Below are 15,613 nucleotides of genomic sequence, written 5' to 3'. Positions count from 1 at the left end.
TGAGTTAAAAGACAGGGCTAGCCTACTGATATGTTGCCGGCCGGATATAAAATTGACGTAGCGCACTGCCATGACACTCAACTCAAATGAAAATCTGCTTGAAGCCATCCTCAGCAAAGAAAATCTTAATGCTGCATGGAAACACGTGCGAAGCAACAAAGGTGCCGCAGGCATTGACGGGATTACTGTCGATAATTTTGTGCAGCACTTCAAGGCAGTTGGCGACGACCTCATCGAGACCATTCGACAGGGTCATTACCAGCCGCTTCCCGTCAGGCGCGTCTACATTCGCAAGCCAGATGGTGGCCAGCGTGGTCTCGGGATACCTACGGTCTTTGATCGTGTTATTCAGCAGGCTATCGCCCAAATCATCGGTTCCAGTTTCGATAAAACCTTTTCGGAGTTCAGCTATGGGTTCCGCCCAAAGCGATCGCAGCATCATGCGGTAAAAAAAGCTGCGAAAGTATATCGAGGGAGGGAAACGAATAGCAGTGGATGTCGATTTATCTAAATTCTTCGATCGGGTAAATCATGATTTCCTCATGAGTTTACTTGGCCAAAGAATCAGCGATAAGCGCTTACTCAAACTGATCGCAAGCTACTTGCGTGCAGGAAGAGTAGAAGATGGATGCTGGAAAGCCTGTCATGAGGGGGTGCCACAAGGTGGCCCTTTATCGCCGCTGCTCTCCAACATTGTACTCGACTTGCTCGACAAAGAGCTGGAAAAACGCCGACACAATTTCGTCCATTATGCGGACGATTTTGTGATTGTGGTTTCCTCTAAACGCGCGGGTGAGCGGGTTATGGTGAGTATTAAACGCTTTGTTGAGCGCAAGCTTAAGCTCAAAGTTAACGATACTAAAAGCCAAGTGGTTCCTGTCAGCCGTTGTAAGTTCCTAGGCTTCTCTTTTCGGGGGGCAAAGCTTGTCTGGCATGATAAGTCCCTGCTCCAATTTAAATACTGCGTCCGCCAGATTACAGGGCGATCTCGTGGTATCTCTATGGAAAAGAAACTGAAAGAACTTACCGTATACCTCCGTGGTTGGATCAACTATTTTGGAATAGCGCAAGGCTATCAAAAATGTATAGATCTAGACTGCTGGATACGGCGGCGATTAAGAATGAGCTATTGGAAGAATTGGCGCAGAGTGAGAACGAAAGTTCGAAATTTACTGCGTATGGGTGTGAGTGAATCGCTGGCAGTTACCTGGGGCTCGTCCGGTAAAAGTTACTGGCGAAGCGCAAAAACTGAGGGTATTCATATTGCGCTCAATAATGAGTTCTTCGAAGAGATGGGTTTGATTTCATTGCGAGATCGTTGGGTAGAGATTCATTACGGATAGGGAACCGCCCATTGCGGACCCGCACGATGGGTGGTGTGGGGGCCGGTAGCTAGAAACTACCGGCTACCCGATTTAGGTGCTCCACTGCTTAATTGCAGGTTCCACGTCATCATCCCAGCAATGTTCGGCTAGTGTGCCGATGTAATGATCTTTGAGAATAACCAAGCTGTTTTGCACCGCCTGTCGCTGCTCTTTGGAAAAAAGCGAAAACTGCTTTGCACCGCTGTTTAGGCCAATTTGGTTTATGAATAAGCACATATACGGAGTGCCGCCTTTATCGTTTTGGGCTGTGACAGCGAGCTCTATAAGCCTAGGAATGTAGTACCCCATAGCCTCTGGGGTAAGGAATGATGAGATTCCCCAGCATACAGTGCCAATTTGCTCGGTAGAAAGCTCCCTTCGGCTTGCACCATTAACCTCATTGTTATGGTCTCGGCACTCCTCGCAATGATTTATATCAGTCGCAAGCAGCGGCTTGCTGAAAGATTCGAACAGTATATAAGTGCTCTCTACGAAGTCAGTAATTTCCATGCTTACACCTAACGCTCAGCACACGGGCGGCCGAAATGAAGCGAAGCGCAATGTAGGCCGTCCTGCCCGGCGTCTTTTGCCGGGCATTCGTGCTGCTGCTTGTTAAGTTTTACTGGTACCACTTTACGCCCTTGGTTTTATTCTTGTGTTCAACTGAATACAGATGCTCAATGGTTCCCTTGTATTCACCATGTTGAAACACGAGACGAACGTAACTACGATCATCTGGTGATACCGGTAGTTGCAAATAAAGAATATCATTTGCGCTACCCAATACGAATACTTGGCCAAGATCAATATATGTTACCGGCTTATAATCTATTTTTGGTATTTGGATTTCTTTGCCGCCTAGCTCAAAACTCACTCCCTCAAGTTTATAGTGAGCTCTGTGCGGGTAAGTCGATAACTCTACACTTGAAACCTCCAAGCTCGCCTTATAACTCAGGCCTCTAAATTCGCCAGACATACCAACATGTGTAATGGGGCGAGCCACATCCTCTACTGCATTAGCAGAAAAAGAAACCAAGAATATTAAAACTAAAAATTTACGCATAATCTGATTAAAACTTAACGACTACAACAGGGGCGGCCGGAGCGTAGCGTAGGCTGTCCCGCGAAGGGCCAAAGGCCCGCAGCAACCTGTTTGTACTTGGTACGCCCAGCATGGGCGTGAACTAATGGGGTGAAAGTCCCCTGTAGGAGGATCACCGTTTAATGGATTCCATTAAATGCTAACTACTAGCGAATGGCAACTGCAACACCGTGAGGTCTTGTGGGGAGGAAGCCGCTAGCAAAGCTACGAGCTGACGGACAGAAACATCATATAAGGCTTAGCCTGGAGGCGAGGTGGCCAAGAACACCGAAGCCATGTGATCTAACGGGTAAAGTAAATGATGCAGTTGTGTAGTGAAAGTTCACGTTCTTATCTGGGGAGATCTGTTCAACCTGCTGCTGTAAAGCTGTCAGCGTGGCCGCTGACTCATAAGTAGGCCCAGCCCGCTAGCCACCATCGCGGGGGTAAACAAAATTGGTGGAACACAGCGGCGCCTCGGCCAGTAATGGCCAAGGTGATTGAACAGAAGTCAGCCGACGGCATAGTAGCCTAATGCCAAGATTAATACCTTGGATACGGTGAAGGCCTGAACCCAAAATCCACGAGTTAAAAGACAGGGCTAGCCTACCGATGTGTTGCCAGCCGGATATAAAATTGACGTAGCGCACTGCCATGACACCCAACTTAAATGAAAATCTGCTCGACACTATCCTCAGCAAAGAGAATCTTAATGCTGCATGGAAACACGTTCGGAGCAATAAAGGTGCCGCAGGCATTGATGGGATTACCATCGATGAGTTTGTTCAGCACTTCAAGGTAGTTGGTGATGAGATTGTCGAAACCATTCGGCAAGGTCATTATCAACCGCTTCCCGTTAGGCGTGTCTACATTCGCAAGCCAGATGGTGGTCAGCGAGGGCTAGGGATACCTACGATTTTTGATCGTGTTATTCAGCAAGCTATCGCGCAAATCATCAACCCTATTTTCGATGTGACTTTTTCAGAGTTTAGCTATGGCTTCCGGCCAAAGCGATCACAGCATCACACGGTGAAAAAGCTACAAAAGTATATCGAGGGTGGCAAGCGAATAGCGGCGGATGTCGATCTATCCAAGTTCTTCGATCGAGTGAATCATGACTTTCTCATGAGCTTACTCGGCCAAAGAATTAACGATAAGCGTTTACTCAAACTGATCGCAAGCTACTTGCGCGTAGGCTGGGTAGAAGATGGATGTTGGCAAGCGTGTTATGAGGGGGTGCCGCAAGGTGGCCCTTTATCGCCGCTGCTATCCAATATTGTACTCGATCTGCTCGACAAAGAGCTGGAAAAACGCCGACACAATTTCGTCCGCTATGCGGACGATTTCGTGATTGTCGTTTCCTCTAAACGCTCAGGTGAACGGGTTATGGCCAGCATCAAACGCTTTGTTGAGCGCAAGCTTAAACTCAAAGTTAACGATGCTAAAAGCCAAGTAGTCCCCGTTAGCCGGTGTAAGTTTCTGGGGTTTTCTTTCCGTGGAGCAAAGCTTGTCTGGCATGATAAGTCGCTGCGCCAATTTAAATATCACGTCCGTCAGATTACAGGGCGATCCCGTGGTATTTCGATGGAGAAGAAAATGAAAGAGCTTACCGTATTCCTCCGTGGCTGGATTAATTATTTTGGTATAGCACAAGGCTACCAAAAATGTATTGATCTAGACTGCTGGATACGGCGGCGATTAAGAATGAGCTATTGGAAGAATTGGCGTAGGGTAAGAACGAAAGTTCGAAATTTACTGCGTATGGGTGTGAGTGAGTCGCTGGCAGTTACCTGCGGCTCGTCCGGTAAAAGTTACTGGCGAAGCGCAAAAACTGAGGGTATTCATATTGCGCTTAATAATGAGTTCTTCGAAGAGATGGGCTTGATCTCATTGCGAGATCGTTGGGTAGAGATTCATTACGGATAGGGAACCGCCCATTGCGGACCCGCACGATGGGTGGTGTGGGGGCCGGTAGTTAGAAACTACCGGCTACCCAATTATGATTGCTCTTGTCTGATTCTGATGTTGAAAATCCTTTTCGTTAACGGGTAAATTGAGACCCACCTTCGGCGGCCACCGAAGGCCTTGTTTATCACAGTTCGCTGCTTGACTGGTTCGTAAAAGACCGATAACAAGTATGAACGTGATAAGCACTCACTAGGCATAACTCGGATAGTCATGTGGGCCTCGAGCCCGAATAGCAAGGCGGAGATAGCTTATCTTATGGAACCTCAAGAGATCAATGTCGGTATCGATACCAGCAGTAAACAACTCGATATTTATGTGAGACCTACTGGCCAATTCTTTAGTGTTGCCAATGATAAAAATGGCATTAAGGATGCCATTAAACAATTACAACCTCTTAAACCTCAAAGAGTATTAATAGAGTCTACAGGAAGACTCGAATTAGAGTTTGTTTGCGCCGCTGACAGAGCAGGATTACCTGTTGTTGTTTGCAACCCTTCACAGATAAGAAGCTTCGCTAAATCCGCAGGGCGCCTCGCCAAAACTGACAAGCTAGATGCAATGGATATTGCACATTTTGGTGAGGCCATGAAGCCAAGACTATCGGAGCTAAAGCCAGTAAAGCTTAGGGAGATCAGTGACTTACTGGCTGTAAGAAGTCAGTGTTTAGAGATGAGTACAATGCAAAAGAATCGGCTTCAGAGGATGCCGAAATCAGTACACAAACCTATCCAGACCATTCTAAACACCATCAAGAAAGAGTTACAAGGTATCGACAAGCAACTGGATAAACTGGTTAACAGTGTGTCTGAGTGGCGGCAAAGGCGCGACCTATTGTTGAGTGCCAAAGGGGTCGGAAATGTATTGGCTTATACGCTGATGAGTGAACTTCCCGAACTAGGAAAATTGAACCGTAAAGAAATCGCTGCACTTGTAGGTATCGCTCCGATGAACCGTGATAGCGGCAGCTTCCAGGGAAAGAGATATATTCGAGGAGGAAGGCATCGTGTACGAACAGTTTTGTTTGTCTCCATCATGTCAGCCATTCAGCATCATCCCAAATTGAAGCCGATGTATAAGCGATTAGTCGACGCTGGCAAACCTAAAAAGGTTGCTCTGATTGCCTGCATGAGAAAGCAGATTACCATCCTGAATACGATGGTGAAAAATAACACCTATTGGGATGAAAGTATGGCTTAAAAACTTGACGAGTAACCATAGTCACTTGTTAAGAGCTGCTTGCACTTACTTGCCTTATAATTTTTTGAATAAAACTACGGCCTTGTGACAAAGGCTTGTTAGTAAAATAAGTTATGACATATACCTTATTATTTATATGAAACACATTATGGTAATAATTTAACCTACTTTCACCCGATTCTCGAGCAGCCTCAGCAACTAGAAGAGTACACTTATTATCACACTTTGCCTCACCTAAGCTTTCACCGTACTCTGATAATATTTCATTACTTTCTTGGATTACTGCCTCAAGATTATCAGTGCTAGCCATGTGAATAACGATCATCTCATACGGATGGCCAGTTTTTTTATTAGGGACAAAGGCTGCGAAATCTATTGAAGAGCCTGTTTCTTCAATGTGATAGTTTGAAGGCAAAGAAATCTCAAAGAACTCACTCTTCCAAGAAGCAGAGAACGCTGTTTGTGCGAGAAACAATATTAAAAGTGGTATCAGACGCATAACGTTTTCTCTAAAGGCATTGGTCTTGCCCACAAAAAGTAGACACTCTAACTATGCGTATTTTCGTTCATACTCTGCTGGACTTACATAGCCCAATGCAGAGTGCCTACGAACCCTATTGTAGAAAATCTCAATGTATTCAAACACCTCAGATTTTGCTTGCTCTTCGCTTTCGAATGTTCCGGCATAGACCAGCTCGACTTTTAGCCTGCTAAAGAATGATTCCATTGCCGCATTATCCCAACAGTTAGCCTGGCGACTCATACTCGGCTTGCACTTACTTTCGGACAAGAGATCCTGGTATTTCTGCGATCGATATTGCACACCCCTGTCAGAGTGAACTAGCAGTCCAGGCTTTATTGGTCGTCGCTCTAGGGCCATTTTCAATGCTCGACGTGTCAATTCATCGGTCATCTGCGAGTCGAATGCCCAACCTACAATACGTCGAGAGTACAGATCCATAACTACCGCGAGGTATAGCCACCTATCCAGAACCCAGATATACGTAATGTCACTGGTCCAGCGGCAATTTGGTCGATCCACATCAAAGCAACGCTTAAGTAAGTTGGCGGAGACGTTAATGCTCCCCTCTACGGGCTGACTATATCGAAAGCCTTTGCCGTTTCTCGCTTTAATATGTTCCTGTTGCATAAGCTTAGCGACGTAGTTCCGCGAGCATGGCTCACCTAACTCTTGAAGCTCGCAAGCAATTCTAGGCGCGCCATAACGACCTTTAAACTCAACAAACGTCTCTCGGATTTTCTCGATTGTTCGTATCTCTCTAATCGTGCGAGCAGATGGCAATCGCCCCCGCCATCGATAATAACCCGATCTTGAGACTTCTAAACACCGACACATCAAACTAACCGGGAATGACCCTACATGCTCTTGTATCAATGCGTACTTTACTCTTGGTGGTTCGCAAAGTACGCAGCTGCCTTTTTTAGAAACTCAACCTCCTGACGAGCTTCATGCAGCTCCTTCTTGAGTTTGCGAACTTCAGCGCTTTCCTGTTTGGAATAGTCGACACCGTCTAAACTATTGAACTGCTTATCAGACAGTCGATTAAATTGACGACGCCAGTTGTAGATCTGCTGTGCGCTGACGCCTAGCTCTCGCGCCACAGAAGCCGTTGTTGCTCCAGCCTTTTCCGCTCTCTTAACTGCTTCTCTGCGGAACTCCTCCGTATACGCCTGAGTTCTTTTCTTACCCATGATACACCTCCGTGTTAGGCCTAAACCTAACTATACAGGGTGTCTACTAAACGTGGGTAAGTCTTGCATTTAACGCCTCAATAACCCGCAGCTGAAATATAGCGAAGCGGAGTGTAAGCTGTCGGGCGCCGAAGGCGCGAAGTTCATTGATTTGTTAGATGTGTAGTTACGATTCATCCTGACTGTACCTGTTCAAACAAACCAAGTTATTATGCTGATTGGATTTAAATTCAGTCCATGATGCACGTGTTCCAACCCAAAGTACCACATACGAAATATTCTTAGTGTGATCACCTTCAGTATAAATACCAAACATCGTATCTCTAGGTAGCTTGCGCAATCTTTCACTCTCAGAAGGTTTAGAAAAGTATCTTCTTTTACGATGACTTTTTAGAATATCACCATCAACGACTAAAAGACCATTTTCTTGTATTTCATATCGAGCCACTTCACTTTTGTTTTCATTAGAGCCTGGACGAGAAGTTGCACACACTAAACCTGCAAATCCTTCTGGTATTACTATCTCAATATCTGGTTGAATATATTCTTCAAAACCACCCGAGACCCAAAACGTAAATATCAATAACATAAAAAAAACTACAAAAGTAAAAGATCTCATTAGAAGTTTCATGGATAATTTAGTCATCTAACGCCCAGCGTTGGCTGTCGCTCTGCCGCTGCTTGTTAGGGCATTACCCTTTTGGTACGCACTGAATTTCATTATTACACTGCCCTAACCATGACCTAAACTTGATTATATTTGCGTAAGGATATTCCCCATTTGAGCTTGGTAGTTCTTTCACTGACCATATAGTGGACCCACACCATTGCTCATTGCGCCAGTAGCTTACAACAGCGTAGTCGCTAGAAATAAGCTCCTTAATGAATGAAACTGCATCGTCACCTTCCGGATCGATGAAGTCATAGAAATGTGCATGGTATGCATCAAAAGCTACCGTCACCTCGCCTCGAAACGTGTCAACACTCAACGGACACTCCTCACCGCCTGAAGGACTTGGAACTTTGACTGATAGTACCTCTTCTCCTTCATCCATTGCAGTGAAGCAAAATTTTTCCCAGTCGGGAAATTCCTGGATAAATTGAGTTTTAACTTTTCTTGAGAATTCATCCATAGCTTTGACGTGCCGTAGCCCTAACGAGGCTGTAGAAAAACAGTTTTAGAAAAAGCTGTCATTCCTCAGGTTCCTCCAAACAAAAATTTCGGTCTACATTTAGCGATACCACTAAATTTCTTTCATTGTATTAAATTTAGGGGCCTTGATGCCCTTAACTTATACTCAATCAGTGGATACTGCCATATCTCATCAACTTTTCTATATTATGTACCAAGCAGAACATCTGCCATTGTCCCTTAACCTTAATTTTTCCTCGTAGCGAGAAGCGATTCAATCGCTTGTTGGTACCAATGTTCCCGAACACTGGCTCGACAACAGACATTCGATGTCCATAAATGGTCTTGCCTTCGATACTATCAACCCGCTTTTTCATCCAGTCAGTGGCTGTCCGTCCGTTTGTCCAAGTTAGGGATACTTGCCTTCCGTGTCCTTTTCGAGAGTTGGCAGAATCCGGGTTTCGCATACACTGATTTTTAAGGCTGCATCCCCTGCAGTCAGTGAGGCGCCCTTCGAACAATAGCTTTTTCTTACCTTCACTAACATGCTCTTCCTTTAATAAAAGCATAGATTTTCCTGCCGGACAGATACAGGTTTTCTTTTTCTTATTGAATGTAAATTCACTAGCAGGGAAAGTCTGCTGGACATTAGCCCTACCTTTTTGTTTACGCTTGCCATACTTGGCTTTTTGCTTAGCAAAAGCTTTATCACGTGAACGGAATATATTGTCAGGTATGTAGGCATTGATGCCGCTCTCTCGCAGGTAGCTGTAGTTAGCGTCGTTGGAGAACCCAGTATCAGCAGTAATGATGACCTGTTTGGCCAAGATGTCTTCATCTATTCCTATATGCTGATAATGGCAACTGATGCCATCGAGAATAGGCTTCAATGTATGATGTTCTTGCCCCTCACCAAAGGCCTGTGCTTCAACAACTATCTGATGCTTCCTATCAACTGCGGCAACGCCGTTATAGCCCTGGATGGTCCCCTTGCTGGTAGTCATCTTGGCTGACTCATTGTCTGTGATATTACTTTTTACTTCTTTAGGGTTTTTACCTTGTCCCATCCTGGGGGAGTGATTCTTTAAGAACTGATCAATTTTATCAAAGTGTTTCTGAAGAGTATCAGCCGCTTTAGCTACCGCTTGTTTTCGCTCTTTTTCTTTAGGCTTCCTGCCATCAAGCCTCTTGTGCTCTTTGAGGCAATATTTGATCTTCTTGCGAATTTTTTCCTGCTTCTGTTCTAGTTCTTTAAAAGTTCCCGAATGTTCTTTGCTGGCATTGGATGGCATCTTGCATCCATCTATTGCGAAAAGCTCGTTGCCAAGCAGCCCCTGCTGATCGCAGACTAGTAACACTTGCTCAAACACCGACTCAATCGCATCAGGATAACTGCTTACGAAACTCGCAATACTAGTAAAATGTGGAACGGTATCGCATGACAGTGCTTTGAAGAGGATATTGTTCTCACATTGCCATTGAATTTCACGGCTTGAGGTAATACCTTTTGAGTAAGCAAACAATATGATTTTCAGGAGGATGGCTGGATCATAAGCGGTTCGCCCGCCGCTATCATTTTGATATTTTTTATGGAAGACAGAGAGGTCGATATGGTCATCAATCAAATGATGAAGTGTAAACTCAAAGGTTTCAGGTTGTAGTTGTTCTTCGAAATTGATGATTACCATTGCATCTTGGTTGTAATCGTAACGTTTGAAATTGGGCATATGGATAATCTCGACATCAAGACCTCCATTTTAACAAAAAAGCTACCTTTTAAGAGTTTTTCTACAGCCTGAACGCCCACAGCAGGGGCGGCTGAAGCGAGGCGTAGGCCGTCCCGCAGAGGCCCCAATAGGGGCCGGCGCTAACTGCCTGTGATTGTTAGCATGTGCACTATTTGACTTCAATATCATGACTGTCCCAACTTTCAAAATGGTTAAACCAACTAAGTATGAAAGAGCCACTAGGAGATTTTTTTACAAAGTAGCCAATTCCTTTGCCTGGCTGTTTGTAAAGGTTTACCTCACATGAATACTCTGAAGCTCGGACATATTGTGGCGACAACGACTTTAGCACTTCTGGGATATCCTCATGCATTAAAGTGCGCTCTTCTCCATCCTTTATTAACTTCGAGCACTCATTAATTATTAGCTCGTGCTCGTTACTGCCATGCTTGCTCAGAAGTTCTTTAGCCTCGCCTATTGAGTTGATAGAGTTCATATCCCACAACCAGACAAATCCTATAGTTAGGAATATAAGGATTGCTGAAACTCCAACAGCTCCAAGAAACAACCAACGCAGTATTCTATATAAAAATTTCATATTTACTGAATGCTAACGTTGCCAGCAAGGGCAGCCGAAGCGGAGCGTAGGCTGTCCAGCCTAGCCACCGGCTGGGCGATCTTGCCTGGCCTGGTTATAGCTGGCGCGCACTGAACGACCTACTTGCTCTCTGCCAGCCAACTTTGGCTGGCCACTGCCCGATAAATTTACAGGGGAAAATACCATACTTTCCCCACCGGATAACTATCTAATTGGCACTCCACGATGGCCTAGCTGGCTTGCAGGGCTTGCTGACTGAAAACGAAGGCACTGGAACGGAACTGCGGTACCAGCTTGCAGGAAAACTCTCAGAAAAAATGTGCTCAGATAGAGATTGATGCTTGCAGCAGCTACAAAACATCTAAAAATTGACCGCCACAATAACGCCTGCAGCAACGGCCGTAATGTAGCAGCGGAGCTGCGGAATGAAGGTCCAGCCCCGAAGGGGCGCTGTTGCCTGCATTTGTTAAAGTGCTATTGCTTGAATTCACTGCCTTACCTATTTTTTAATGAAACTATATAAGAGCAAACCAGCGAAGACGCAGGGGTAAACAAAGATAAAGTAATAAATCCCTGTGAAGAAGCCAAGAAGAGGCGCTGCCCATATATCCCGACCAGTAATTGTGTCAGATATTACTGCGTAAATTGTGGCTATGACCATTGCTAGTATGAGCAAGGCCCCACAAATAATAAACGCTCTACTCGCTGCTCTCCTGATCATAGTTGCACTTTAACGCCTCAATAACCCGCAGCTGAAACGCAGCGAAGCGGAGTGTAAGCTGTCGGGCGCCGAAGGCGCGTAGTTAATTGATTTGTTAAATGTAAGACCACACTGCACCTATGATAAGTAGAACTATTATTGCCACTTGGATTTTATTGGCTTTACTTTGTTCAGCTCTGGCTTCAGGTGTATCAGTCACTCCTACCTGATGATCGAACCCTCCTTCATCAAGATCTTCGTTGAAGATGATGAGACCATTAATCAAAACAGCGATCATTACCAGTAACATTGCTGTTAGCCAGTAGAATCCCGTGAAGTACTGGATACCCAAACCAAATAGAAGACAAAAAGTAATCATTATTGCTGCGGGTTTTAGGTCAATGCCATTCATCTTCGAGTACATTTAACGCTGAGTGCAGGGGCAGCTGGAACGCAGTGTAAGCTGTCCCGGCGCGCAGCGCCCTTGCTGCCACGTTTTGTTAGGTGCTTTTGCAGATGACCAATACACTGACATTTCCACCTTCATCATAATATGACAGAGTTTCCTTAATATACTTACAGTCGCCATGCTGTGACATATTTGTATTTATATATCTATCGATGTCGGCATAGTACTTCTCAAAGCCGTCAACATCATCCGCAGATGTGAATCGATGGCGGGTGTATACAAAGTAGTAAGCTCCCTCGCCATGCTTAGTAACCATTCGCTCTTTTTTAGAAATGGAATCAAGCTCAACGTGATACGGGGTATTTGAGCAAGCCATGAGAGCAATCGTTATAAAGAGTAAGAATATTCTTCTAGTCATGATTTACGGTTGCACCTAACGCCGCCAGCACAGGCCGGAGCACGCAGTGCGGAGGTCCAGCCCCGAAGGGGCAATTGTGCCTGGCCTTGTTAAGCGCTTTGCCATTGCTCGATTACCTGATTATATTTTTGGTCTGCTTGCCCCTCAGTATCATCACATGAAAAGTAGGCAATACTTAGAGCGCAATACTGGTCTGTGTGTTTTTCAATTTCTCGCATTAGTTCGATAGCACGAGAAACTGAGATAACTTTGCTTGCTAATAGAGCAGAAGCCGCTTCTTTTATGGGTTCTAGAAGCTCATGGGAGAAACCGTTGCACCAATAATTATATAGGCGCTCTTTTGTTTCTAGCGCCACTTCACTTGGTGCACGAACTATCTCATGAAGAACCATAAACGAAGCATTTGCTGATATTGCTCTCCCTTGTGTGATTAGATCGATTGCTCTCTCTTTATCTTTATAGGGAAAGCTGAAATCAATTGATTCTATAAATTCTTGCTCAGTCATAATTGTCGCTTAACAGCTATATAGCTACCAGCTTGACTCTACCTTTGGCTATTTGAACCTTACTCGCGAAAAGGGAAAAATCATCTCCCTCATTGAGGTTACCAATATGGATTGAGTCATCTAGGAATCGAATTGTGACTTCAACTCGATCCCCATCAAATGCCTCACCTGCTGGCCCAAAATAAAGCTGACAACCAGCAAGGCCATCCAATTTCGGATAGGAAATAAATGGCCAACAACCGTCAATATATCTGTAATTGTATTTTGAGCGGTCGATCTTCAAGAATTCAACGTCTGCTAGAACTTCCATTCTTTTGCCATGTAACGACCACAGCAGGGGCGGCCGAAGCGTAGCGTAGGCTGTCCCGCAGAGGCCTCATAAGGGGCCGGCGCAAACTGCCTGTGATTGTTAGACTGAACATTGCACTCATGACCTAAGCCTACAAATAGCTAACTTTGAAAGGTATACAACTAAACATACCGCCCAAAAAATAGCTAGTACAGGAAATGCAAACCTAAGTTGGCTAGAGCATGCAGAAGGCTCGCTGACGAATTCACTTATCAATAATATTGGGAAAGGTACAAAAGCTGCTGCTCCACACGCAAATACTGTCGGTGCAAAGAAAAAGGTAATTAGACAGGTTCTTAGTGGAATTTTGACTGCGCTTTTGAAGTACTCAAACTTTCTCCAGCCCCACCTTACAGTGATGAAAGACACAAAGAAATACACAGCTAGAACTGCCAGATATATGACCAGGTAAGAAATTTCTTCAGTGTCCATTTATTGCTCTAACGCTTAGATAACCTGCACTGCAGGCGGTAAAAAAAATGACCTGGCATTGAATTTAGGCCGAACTAAAGAGGCCCATTCCTGCAGTGTCTGGTTCATCGCCATGTTGTACATTCCCGCCGGCACTATCTTGCCGAGCCGCCCCCTTTATAAAGGAAATTCCTTTTTTCGCCTTAGACCACACTCGGCCAGTCAACTTTGTAGATTCATGGCACTGCCCACACTCTACCATCAGATCTTGGATTTGCAATCCAGCTGGGAGTCGTTGATCTTTCATTAAACCCACTTGATTACTACATAGATCGTGCTTTTTCTTATTGCACCCAGCATATAATCCATAACTCCGTACCATGTGTTTTCCTATTGGAGGTATGTGCTGCAAGACACGTCTTAAGAACTCCTGAGGCTTTAACCGAAGTTGCTTACGTCGCTGGTCACGGTGATCAAAATAACGAAAATCCAGCCCCTTATGATCCACGTTTAATATCTGCTTTGGCTTAAGCGGGCCACCTTTGATGTAGCGTGAAAAATACAGCAGAACGCCTTGACCATGCTCATATCCTTCTTGAATACGAACCAACCATTCCTTGCGATAGCAAGCTTTAAAGAGGATATCAAACTGGCCAATTGACCAACTGGGAGGAAGCTTGAGTAACCCGGCACGATACTGTTCTAATAAAAGCGCTTGAAATTTTCCCCTATAAAGACTCTTAACCACTCGCACAGGCAATAAATATTCACCTGTTTCTTTCCATTTTTCCCTTAAAGTCAAGCCGCCAGCAGTTATCAAACAGTGTATATGGGGATGTAAAGTTAACTGTCTTCCCCAAGTATGCAGAGCCATAAGCATCCCGGGAGTTACTCCGTGATAGTCTTTACTCGCCATTAATTCAAACAGGGTTTCTTTACTCGACAAAAAGAGTATATCTGTAACCTTCTCTTCGTTGTATTGCCATAACGGCAGATACTCATGAGGTATAGTAAAGACCACATGAAAATGTTCTGTATCAAATAATTTACGACGCTGCTGATCAACCCACTGGAGCTGTTTTCTGCCTGAGCAGAGGGGGCAACTTCTATGCCTACAAGAATGATGCTGTTCAGTGACATGGTTGTGCTTACAACGATAATAACTGCTTCCCATCGATTTTGTACGGCATTCTTGTATCGAGGAGATAGCCTTTAAATTTTTTAGTGGTTGCGCAGTTTTAGATAAATAACCACTGTACGCAGAAAATATATTTTGCAATACCCGGTTATGCATTTTCTAAAATGCCTCTTATAATTTAAAAGTGGCACCACTCCCGCGCAGCGGGTTTGTACAACAGCTATATAGTAATCATTATGATCACTATTATCCTGATTACTATCCTGGAATCAATCTTACGCCTTGGCTAAAAAATGTTATTCAAATCAAAAGATTACTAGCTTTTATGTTAGTCGTACCAAATGTAAAAATGATCACTTTGACTACTATCCCCAAAAAAGACTACCTTTGTAACTCATTGTATTTCATCAAATTTTTTCCTGATAAAGCTATTCTGCAAAAATAACAGTCAAGATGATCAAAAATACCCCTGTATGCCCATTAATTGTTAGCGACCGTTAGTGCAGATAGGGCTGGAATTGAGCAACAGCTATGGCCTGGGTATTTCAAATCTATAGTGCTACTGAATAATTTCATGATACTTCTGGCTAACCGGGCGTTTCCCAATCAAGACGCGGTTCGACGGAAATGTCTGGACCGTTACAACGTCGTGGTGCAGGTTGCTAATAACTCTACAAGCGTCGAAGGGTGTGTCTTGAAGGCGATAGCTGCTGCATTACGGGGTTTGCAAAGGATTAGGTCCATTTGCGGCGAGTTGCGCTTACTACTTGTAGCCTTCAAGGTGCGCATAGAATGAATGGCTCCGTTGCGATTGCCTTGCGTTATAGATTTCCTTGAGCATTTACGTTTCAGGGTTTGTATCAATTAGCGTTCCTGATGGGGAGTAGGGCTATTCCAGGGTT

At 44.6% G+C, this 15,613-nt stretch carries 19 protein-coding genes; 4 read left to right on the top strand and 15 right to left on the bottom strand.

Going from position 1 to position 15,613, the window contains the following annotated elements; translation table 11 throughout:
- Nucleotides 1–145: 145 nt before the first annotated feature.
- Nucleotides 146–511, top strand: coding sequence for a hypothetical protein (locus ACYX4J_RS15420; protein ID WP_476176988.1), 366 nt, complete (start codon nucleotides 146–148; stop codon nucleotides 509–511).
- A complete protein-coding gene (locus tag ACYX4J_RS15415) occupies nucleotides 492–1,343 on the top strand; it encodes a reverse transcriptase domain-containing protein (protein ID WP_476176987.1) in 852 nt (283 codons plus the stop codon). Before ACYX4J_RS15420 ends, ACYX4J_RS15415 begins: the two co-directional genes overlap by 20 nt.
- A gap of 72 nt (nucleotides 1,344–1,415) precedes the next feature.
- Here the strand turns inward: ACYX4J_RS15415 and ACYX4J_RS15410 are convergent, their stop codons facing one another.
- On the bottom strand, nucleotides 1,416–1,874 hold the full coding sequence (locus tag ACYX4J_RS15410; RefSeq protein ID WP_476176986.1) for a hypothetical protein: 459 nt from the start codon (nucleotides 1,872–1,874) through the stop codon (nucleotides 1,416–1,418).
- Between the two features lie 109 nt (nucleotides 1,875–1,983).
- Nucleotides 1,984–2,427 (bottom strand): hypothetical protein, encoded by a 444-nt coding sequence (locus ACYX4J_RS15405; protein WP_476176985.1) that lies wholly within the window; start codon nucleotides 2,425–2,427, stop codon nucleotides 1,984–1,986.
- Between the two features lie 672 nt (nucleotides 2,428–3,099).
- Here ACYX4J_RS15405 and ltrA point away from each other — a divergent pair.
- Together ltrA and ACYX4J_RS15395 are read left to right on the top strand one after the other, a co-directional pair.
- Nucleotides 3,100–4,371: a group II intron reverse transcriptase/maturase gene (gene ltrA / locus ACYX4J_RS15400; protein ID WP_476176984.1), complete on the top strand. Its 1,272-nt coding sequence runs from the start codon at nucleotides 3,100–3,102 to the stop codon at nucleotides 4,369–4,371.
- 297 nt (nucleotides 4,372–4,668) lie between these two features.
- Nucleotides 4,669–5,610 (top strand): IS110 family RNA-guided transposase, encoded by a 942-nt coding sequence (locus tag ACYX4J_RS15395; RefSeq protein ID WP_445361041.1) that lies wholly within the window; start codon nucleotides 4,669–4,671, stop codon nucleotides 5,608–5,610.
- A gap of 28 nt (nucleotides 5,611–5,638) precedes the next feature.
- Here the strand turns inward: ACYX4J_RS15395 and ACYX4J_RS15390 are convergent, their stop codons facing one another.
- From ACYX4J_RS15390 to ACYX4J_RS15330, 13 genes are all read right to left on the bottom strand, one after another.
- Nucleotides 5,639–6,142 (bottom strand): hypothetical protein, encoded by a 504-nt coding sequence (locus ACYX4J_RS15390; RefSeq protein ID WP_476176983.1) that lies wholly within the window; start codon nucleotides 6,140–6,142, stop codon nucleotides 5,639–5,641.
- Between the two features lie 18 nt (nucleotides 6,143–6,160).
- Nucleotides 6,161–7,006, bottom strand: coding sequence for an IS3 family transposase (locus tag ACYX4J_RS15385; protein WP_282933833.1), 846 nt, complete (start codon nucleotides 7,004–7,006; stop codon nucleotides 6,161–6,163).
- Nucleotides 7,007–7,014: 8 nt separating this feature from the next.
- Complete coding sequence (locus ACYX4J_RS15380) at nucleotides 7,015–7,323, bottom strand: transposase (RefSeq protein WP_282933834.1); 309 nt, start codon at nucleotides 7,321–7,323, stop codon at nucleotides 7,015–7,017.
- A gap of 166 nt (nucleotides 7,324–7,489) precedes the next feature.
- Nucleotides 7,490–7,969, bottom strand: a complete 480-nt coding sequence (locus ACYX4J_RS15375) for a hypothetical protein (protein WP_476176982.1) — start codon at nucleotides 7,967–7,969, stop codon at nucleotides 7,490–7,492.
- A 46-nt stretch (nucleotides 7,970–8,015) separates the two neighbouring features.
- Nucleotides 8,016–8,456: a hypothetical protein gene (locus ACYX4J_RS15370; RefSeq protein ID WP_476176981.1), complete on the bottom strand. Its 441-nt coding sequence runs from the start codon at nucleotides 8,454–8,456 to the stop codon at nucleotides 8,016–8,018.
- A gap of 169 nt (nucleotides 8,457–8,625) precedes the next feature.
- The gene (locus tag ACYX4J_RS15365) at nucleotides 8,626–10,182 is read right to left on the bottom strand and encodes a transposase (RefSeq protein WP_476176980.1); all 1,557 of its coding nucleotides are present in this window, start codon (nucleotides 10,180–10,182) and stop codon (nucleotides 8,626–8,628) included.
- 169 nt (nucleotides 10,183–10,351) lie between these two features.
- On the bottom strand, nucleotides 10,352–10,780 hold the full coding sequence (locus ACYX4J_RS15360; protein WP_444898111.1) for a hypothetical protein: 429 nt from the start codon (nucleotides 10,778–10,780) through the stop codon (nucleotides 10,352–10,354).
- A 60-nt stretch (nucleotides 10,781–10,840) separates the two neighbouring features.
- Complete coding sequence (locus tag ACYX4J_RS15355; protein ID WP_476176979.1) at nucleotides 10,841–10,966, bottom strand: hypothetical protein; 126 nt, start codon at nucleotides 10,964–10,966, stop codon at nucleotides 10,841–10,843.
- 629 nt (nucleotides 10,967–11,595) lie between these two features.
- A complete protein-coding gene (locus ACYX4J_RS15350; protein WP_476176978.1) occupies nucleotides 11,596–11,892 on the bottom strand; it encodes a hypothetical protein in 297 nt (98 codons plus the stop codon).
- 88 nt (nucleotides 11,893–11,980) lie between these two features.
- Nucleotides 11,981–12,205 carry a hypothetical protein gene (locus ACYX4J_RS15345; RefSeq protein ID WP_444941526.1) on the bottom strand — a complete coding sequence of 75 codons (225 nt, stop codon included), beginning with the start codon at nucleotides 12,203–12,205 and terminating at the stop codon, nucleotides 11,981–11,983.
- A gap of 191 nt (nucleotides 12,206–12,396) precedes the next feature.
- The gene (locus tag ACYX4J_RS15340) at nucleotides 12,397–12,813 is read right to left on the bottom strand and encodes a hypothetical protein (protein WP_282931106.1); all 417 of its coding nucleotides are present in this window, start codon (nucleotides 12,811–12,813) and stop codon (nucleotides 12,397–12,399) included.
- 16 nt (nucleotides 12,814–12,829) lie between these two features.
- Nucleotides 12,830–13,123 carry a hypothetical protein gene (locus ACYX4J_RS15335; RefSeq protein WP_476176977.1) on the bottom strand — a complete coding sequence of 98 codons (294 nt, stop codon included), beginning with the start codon at nucleotides 13,121–13,123 and terminating at the stop codon, nucleotides 12,830–12,832.
- A gap of 535 nt (nucleotides 13,124–13,658) precedes the next feature.
- The gene (locus ACYX4J_RS15330) at nucleotides 13,659–14,867 is read right to left on the bottom strand and encodes an IS91 family transposase (RefSeq protein ID WP_476176976.1); all 1,209 of its coding nucleotides are present in this window, start codon (nucleotides 14,865–14,867) and stop codon (nucleotides 13,659–13,661) included.
- Nucleotides 14,868–15,613 lie beyond the last annotated feature (746 nt).

The organism is Microbulbifer sp. ABM4_008, from assembly GCF_056311705.1.
This window is presented reverse-complemented; position numbering and strand designations above follow the sequence as displayed.

Bases quoted from the DNA above. Each gene is read 5' to 3' on its own strand.
- ACYX4J_RS15330 (WP_476176976.1), bottom strand. From the start codon at position 14,867: ATGCATAACCGGGTATTGCAAAATATATTTTCTGCGTACAGTGGTTAT.
- ACYX4J_RS15370 (WP_476176981.1), bottom strand. From the start codon at position 8,456: ATGGATGAATTCTCAAGAAAAGTTAAAACTCAATTTATCCAGGAATTT.
- ACYX4J_RS15380 (WP_282933834.1), bottom strand. From the start codon at position 7,323: ATGGGTAAGAAAAGAACTCAGGCGTATACGGAGGAGTTCCGCAGAGAA.
- ltrA (WP_476176984.1), top strand. From the start codon at position 3,100: ATGACACCCAACTTAAATGAAAATCTGCTCGACACTATCCTCAGCAAA.
- ACYX4J_RS15410 (WP_476176986.1), bottom strand. From the start codon at position 1,874: ATGGAAATTACTGACTTCGTAGAGAGCACTTATATACTGTTCGAATCT.
- ACYX4J_RS15395 (WP_445361041.1), top strand. From the start codon at position 4,669: ATGGAACCTCAAGAGATCAATGTCGGTATCGATACCAGCAGTAAACAA.
- ACYX4J_RS15350 (WP_476176978.1), bottom strand. From the start codon at position 11,892: ATGAATGGCATTGACCTAAAACCCGCAGCAATAATGATTACTTTTTGT.
- ACYX4J_RS15340 (WP_282931106.1), bottom strand. From the start codon at position 12,813: ATGACTGAGCAAGAATTTATAGAATCAATTGATTTCAGCTTTCCCTAT.
- ACYX4J_RS15405 (WP_476176985.1), bottom strand. From the start codon at position 2,427: ATGCGTAAATTTTTAGTTTTAATATTCTTGGTTTCTTTTTCTGCTAAT.
- ACYX4J_RS15360 (WP_444898111.1), bottom strand. From the start codon at position 10,780: ATGAAATTTTTATATAGAATACTGCGTTGGTTGTTTCTTGGAGCTGTT.
- ACYX4J_RS15375 (WP_476176982.1), bottom strand. From the start codon at position 7,969: ATGACTAAATTATCCATGAAACTTCTAATGAGATCTTTTACTTTTGTA.
- ACYX4J_RS15335 (WP_476176977.1), bottom strand. From the start codon at position 13,123: ATGGAAGTTCTAGCAGACGTTGAATTCTTGAAGATCGACCGCTCAAAA.
- ACYX4J_RS15365 (WP_476176980.1), bottom strand. From the start codon at position 10,182: ATGCCCAATTTCAAACGTTACGATTACAACCAAGATGCAATGGTAATC.
- ACYX4J_RS15355 (WP_476176979.1), bottom strand. From the start codon at position 10,966: ATGGTATTTTCCCCTGTAAATTTATCGGGCAGTGGCCAGCCAAAGTTG.
- ACYX4J_RS15345 (WP_444941526.1), bottom strand. From the start codon at position 12,205: ATGGTTACTAAGCATGGCGAGGGAGCTTACTACTTTGTATACACCCGC.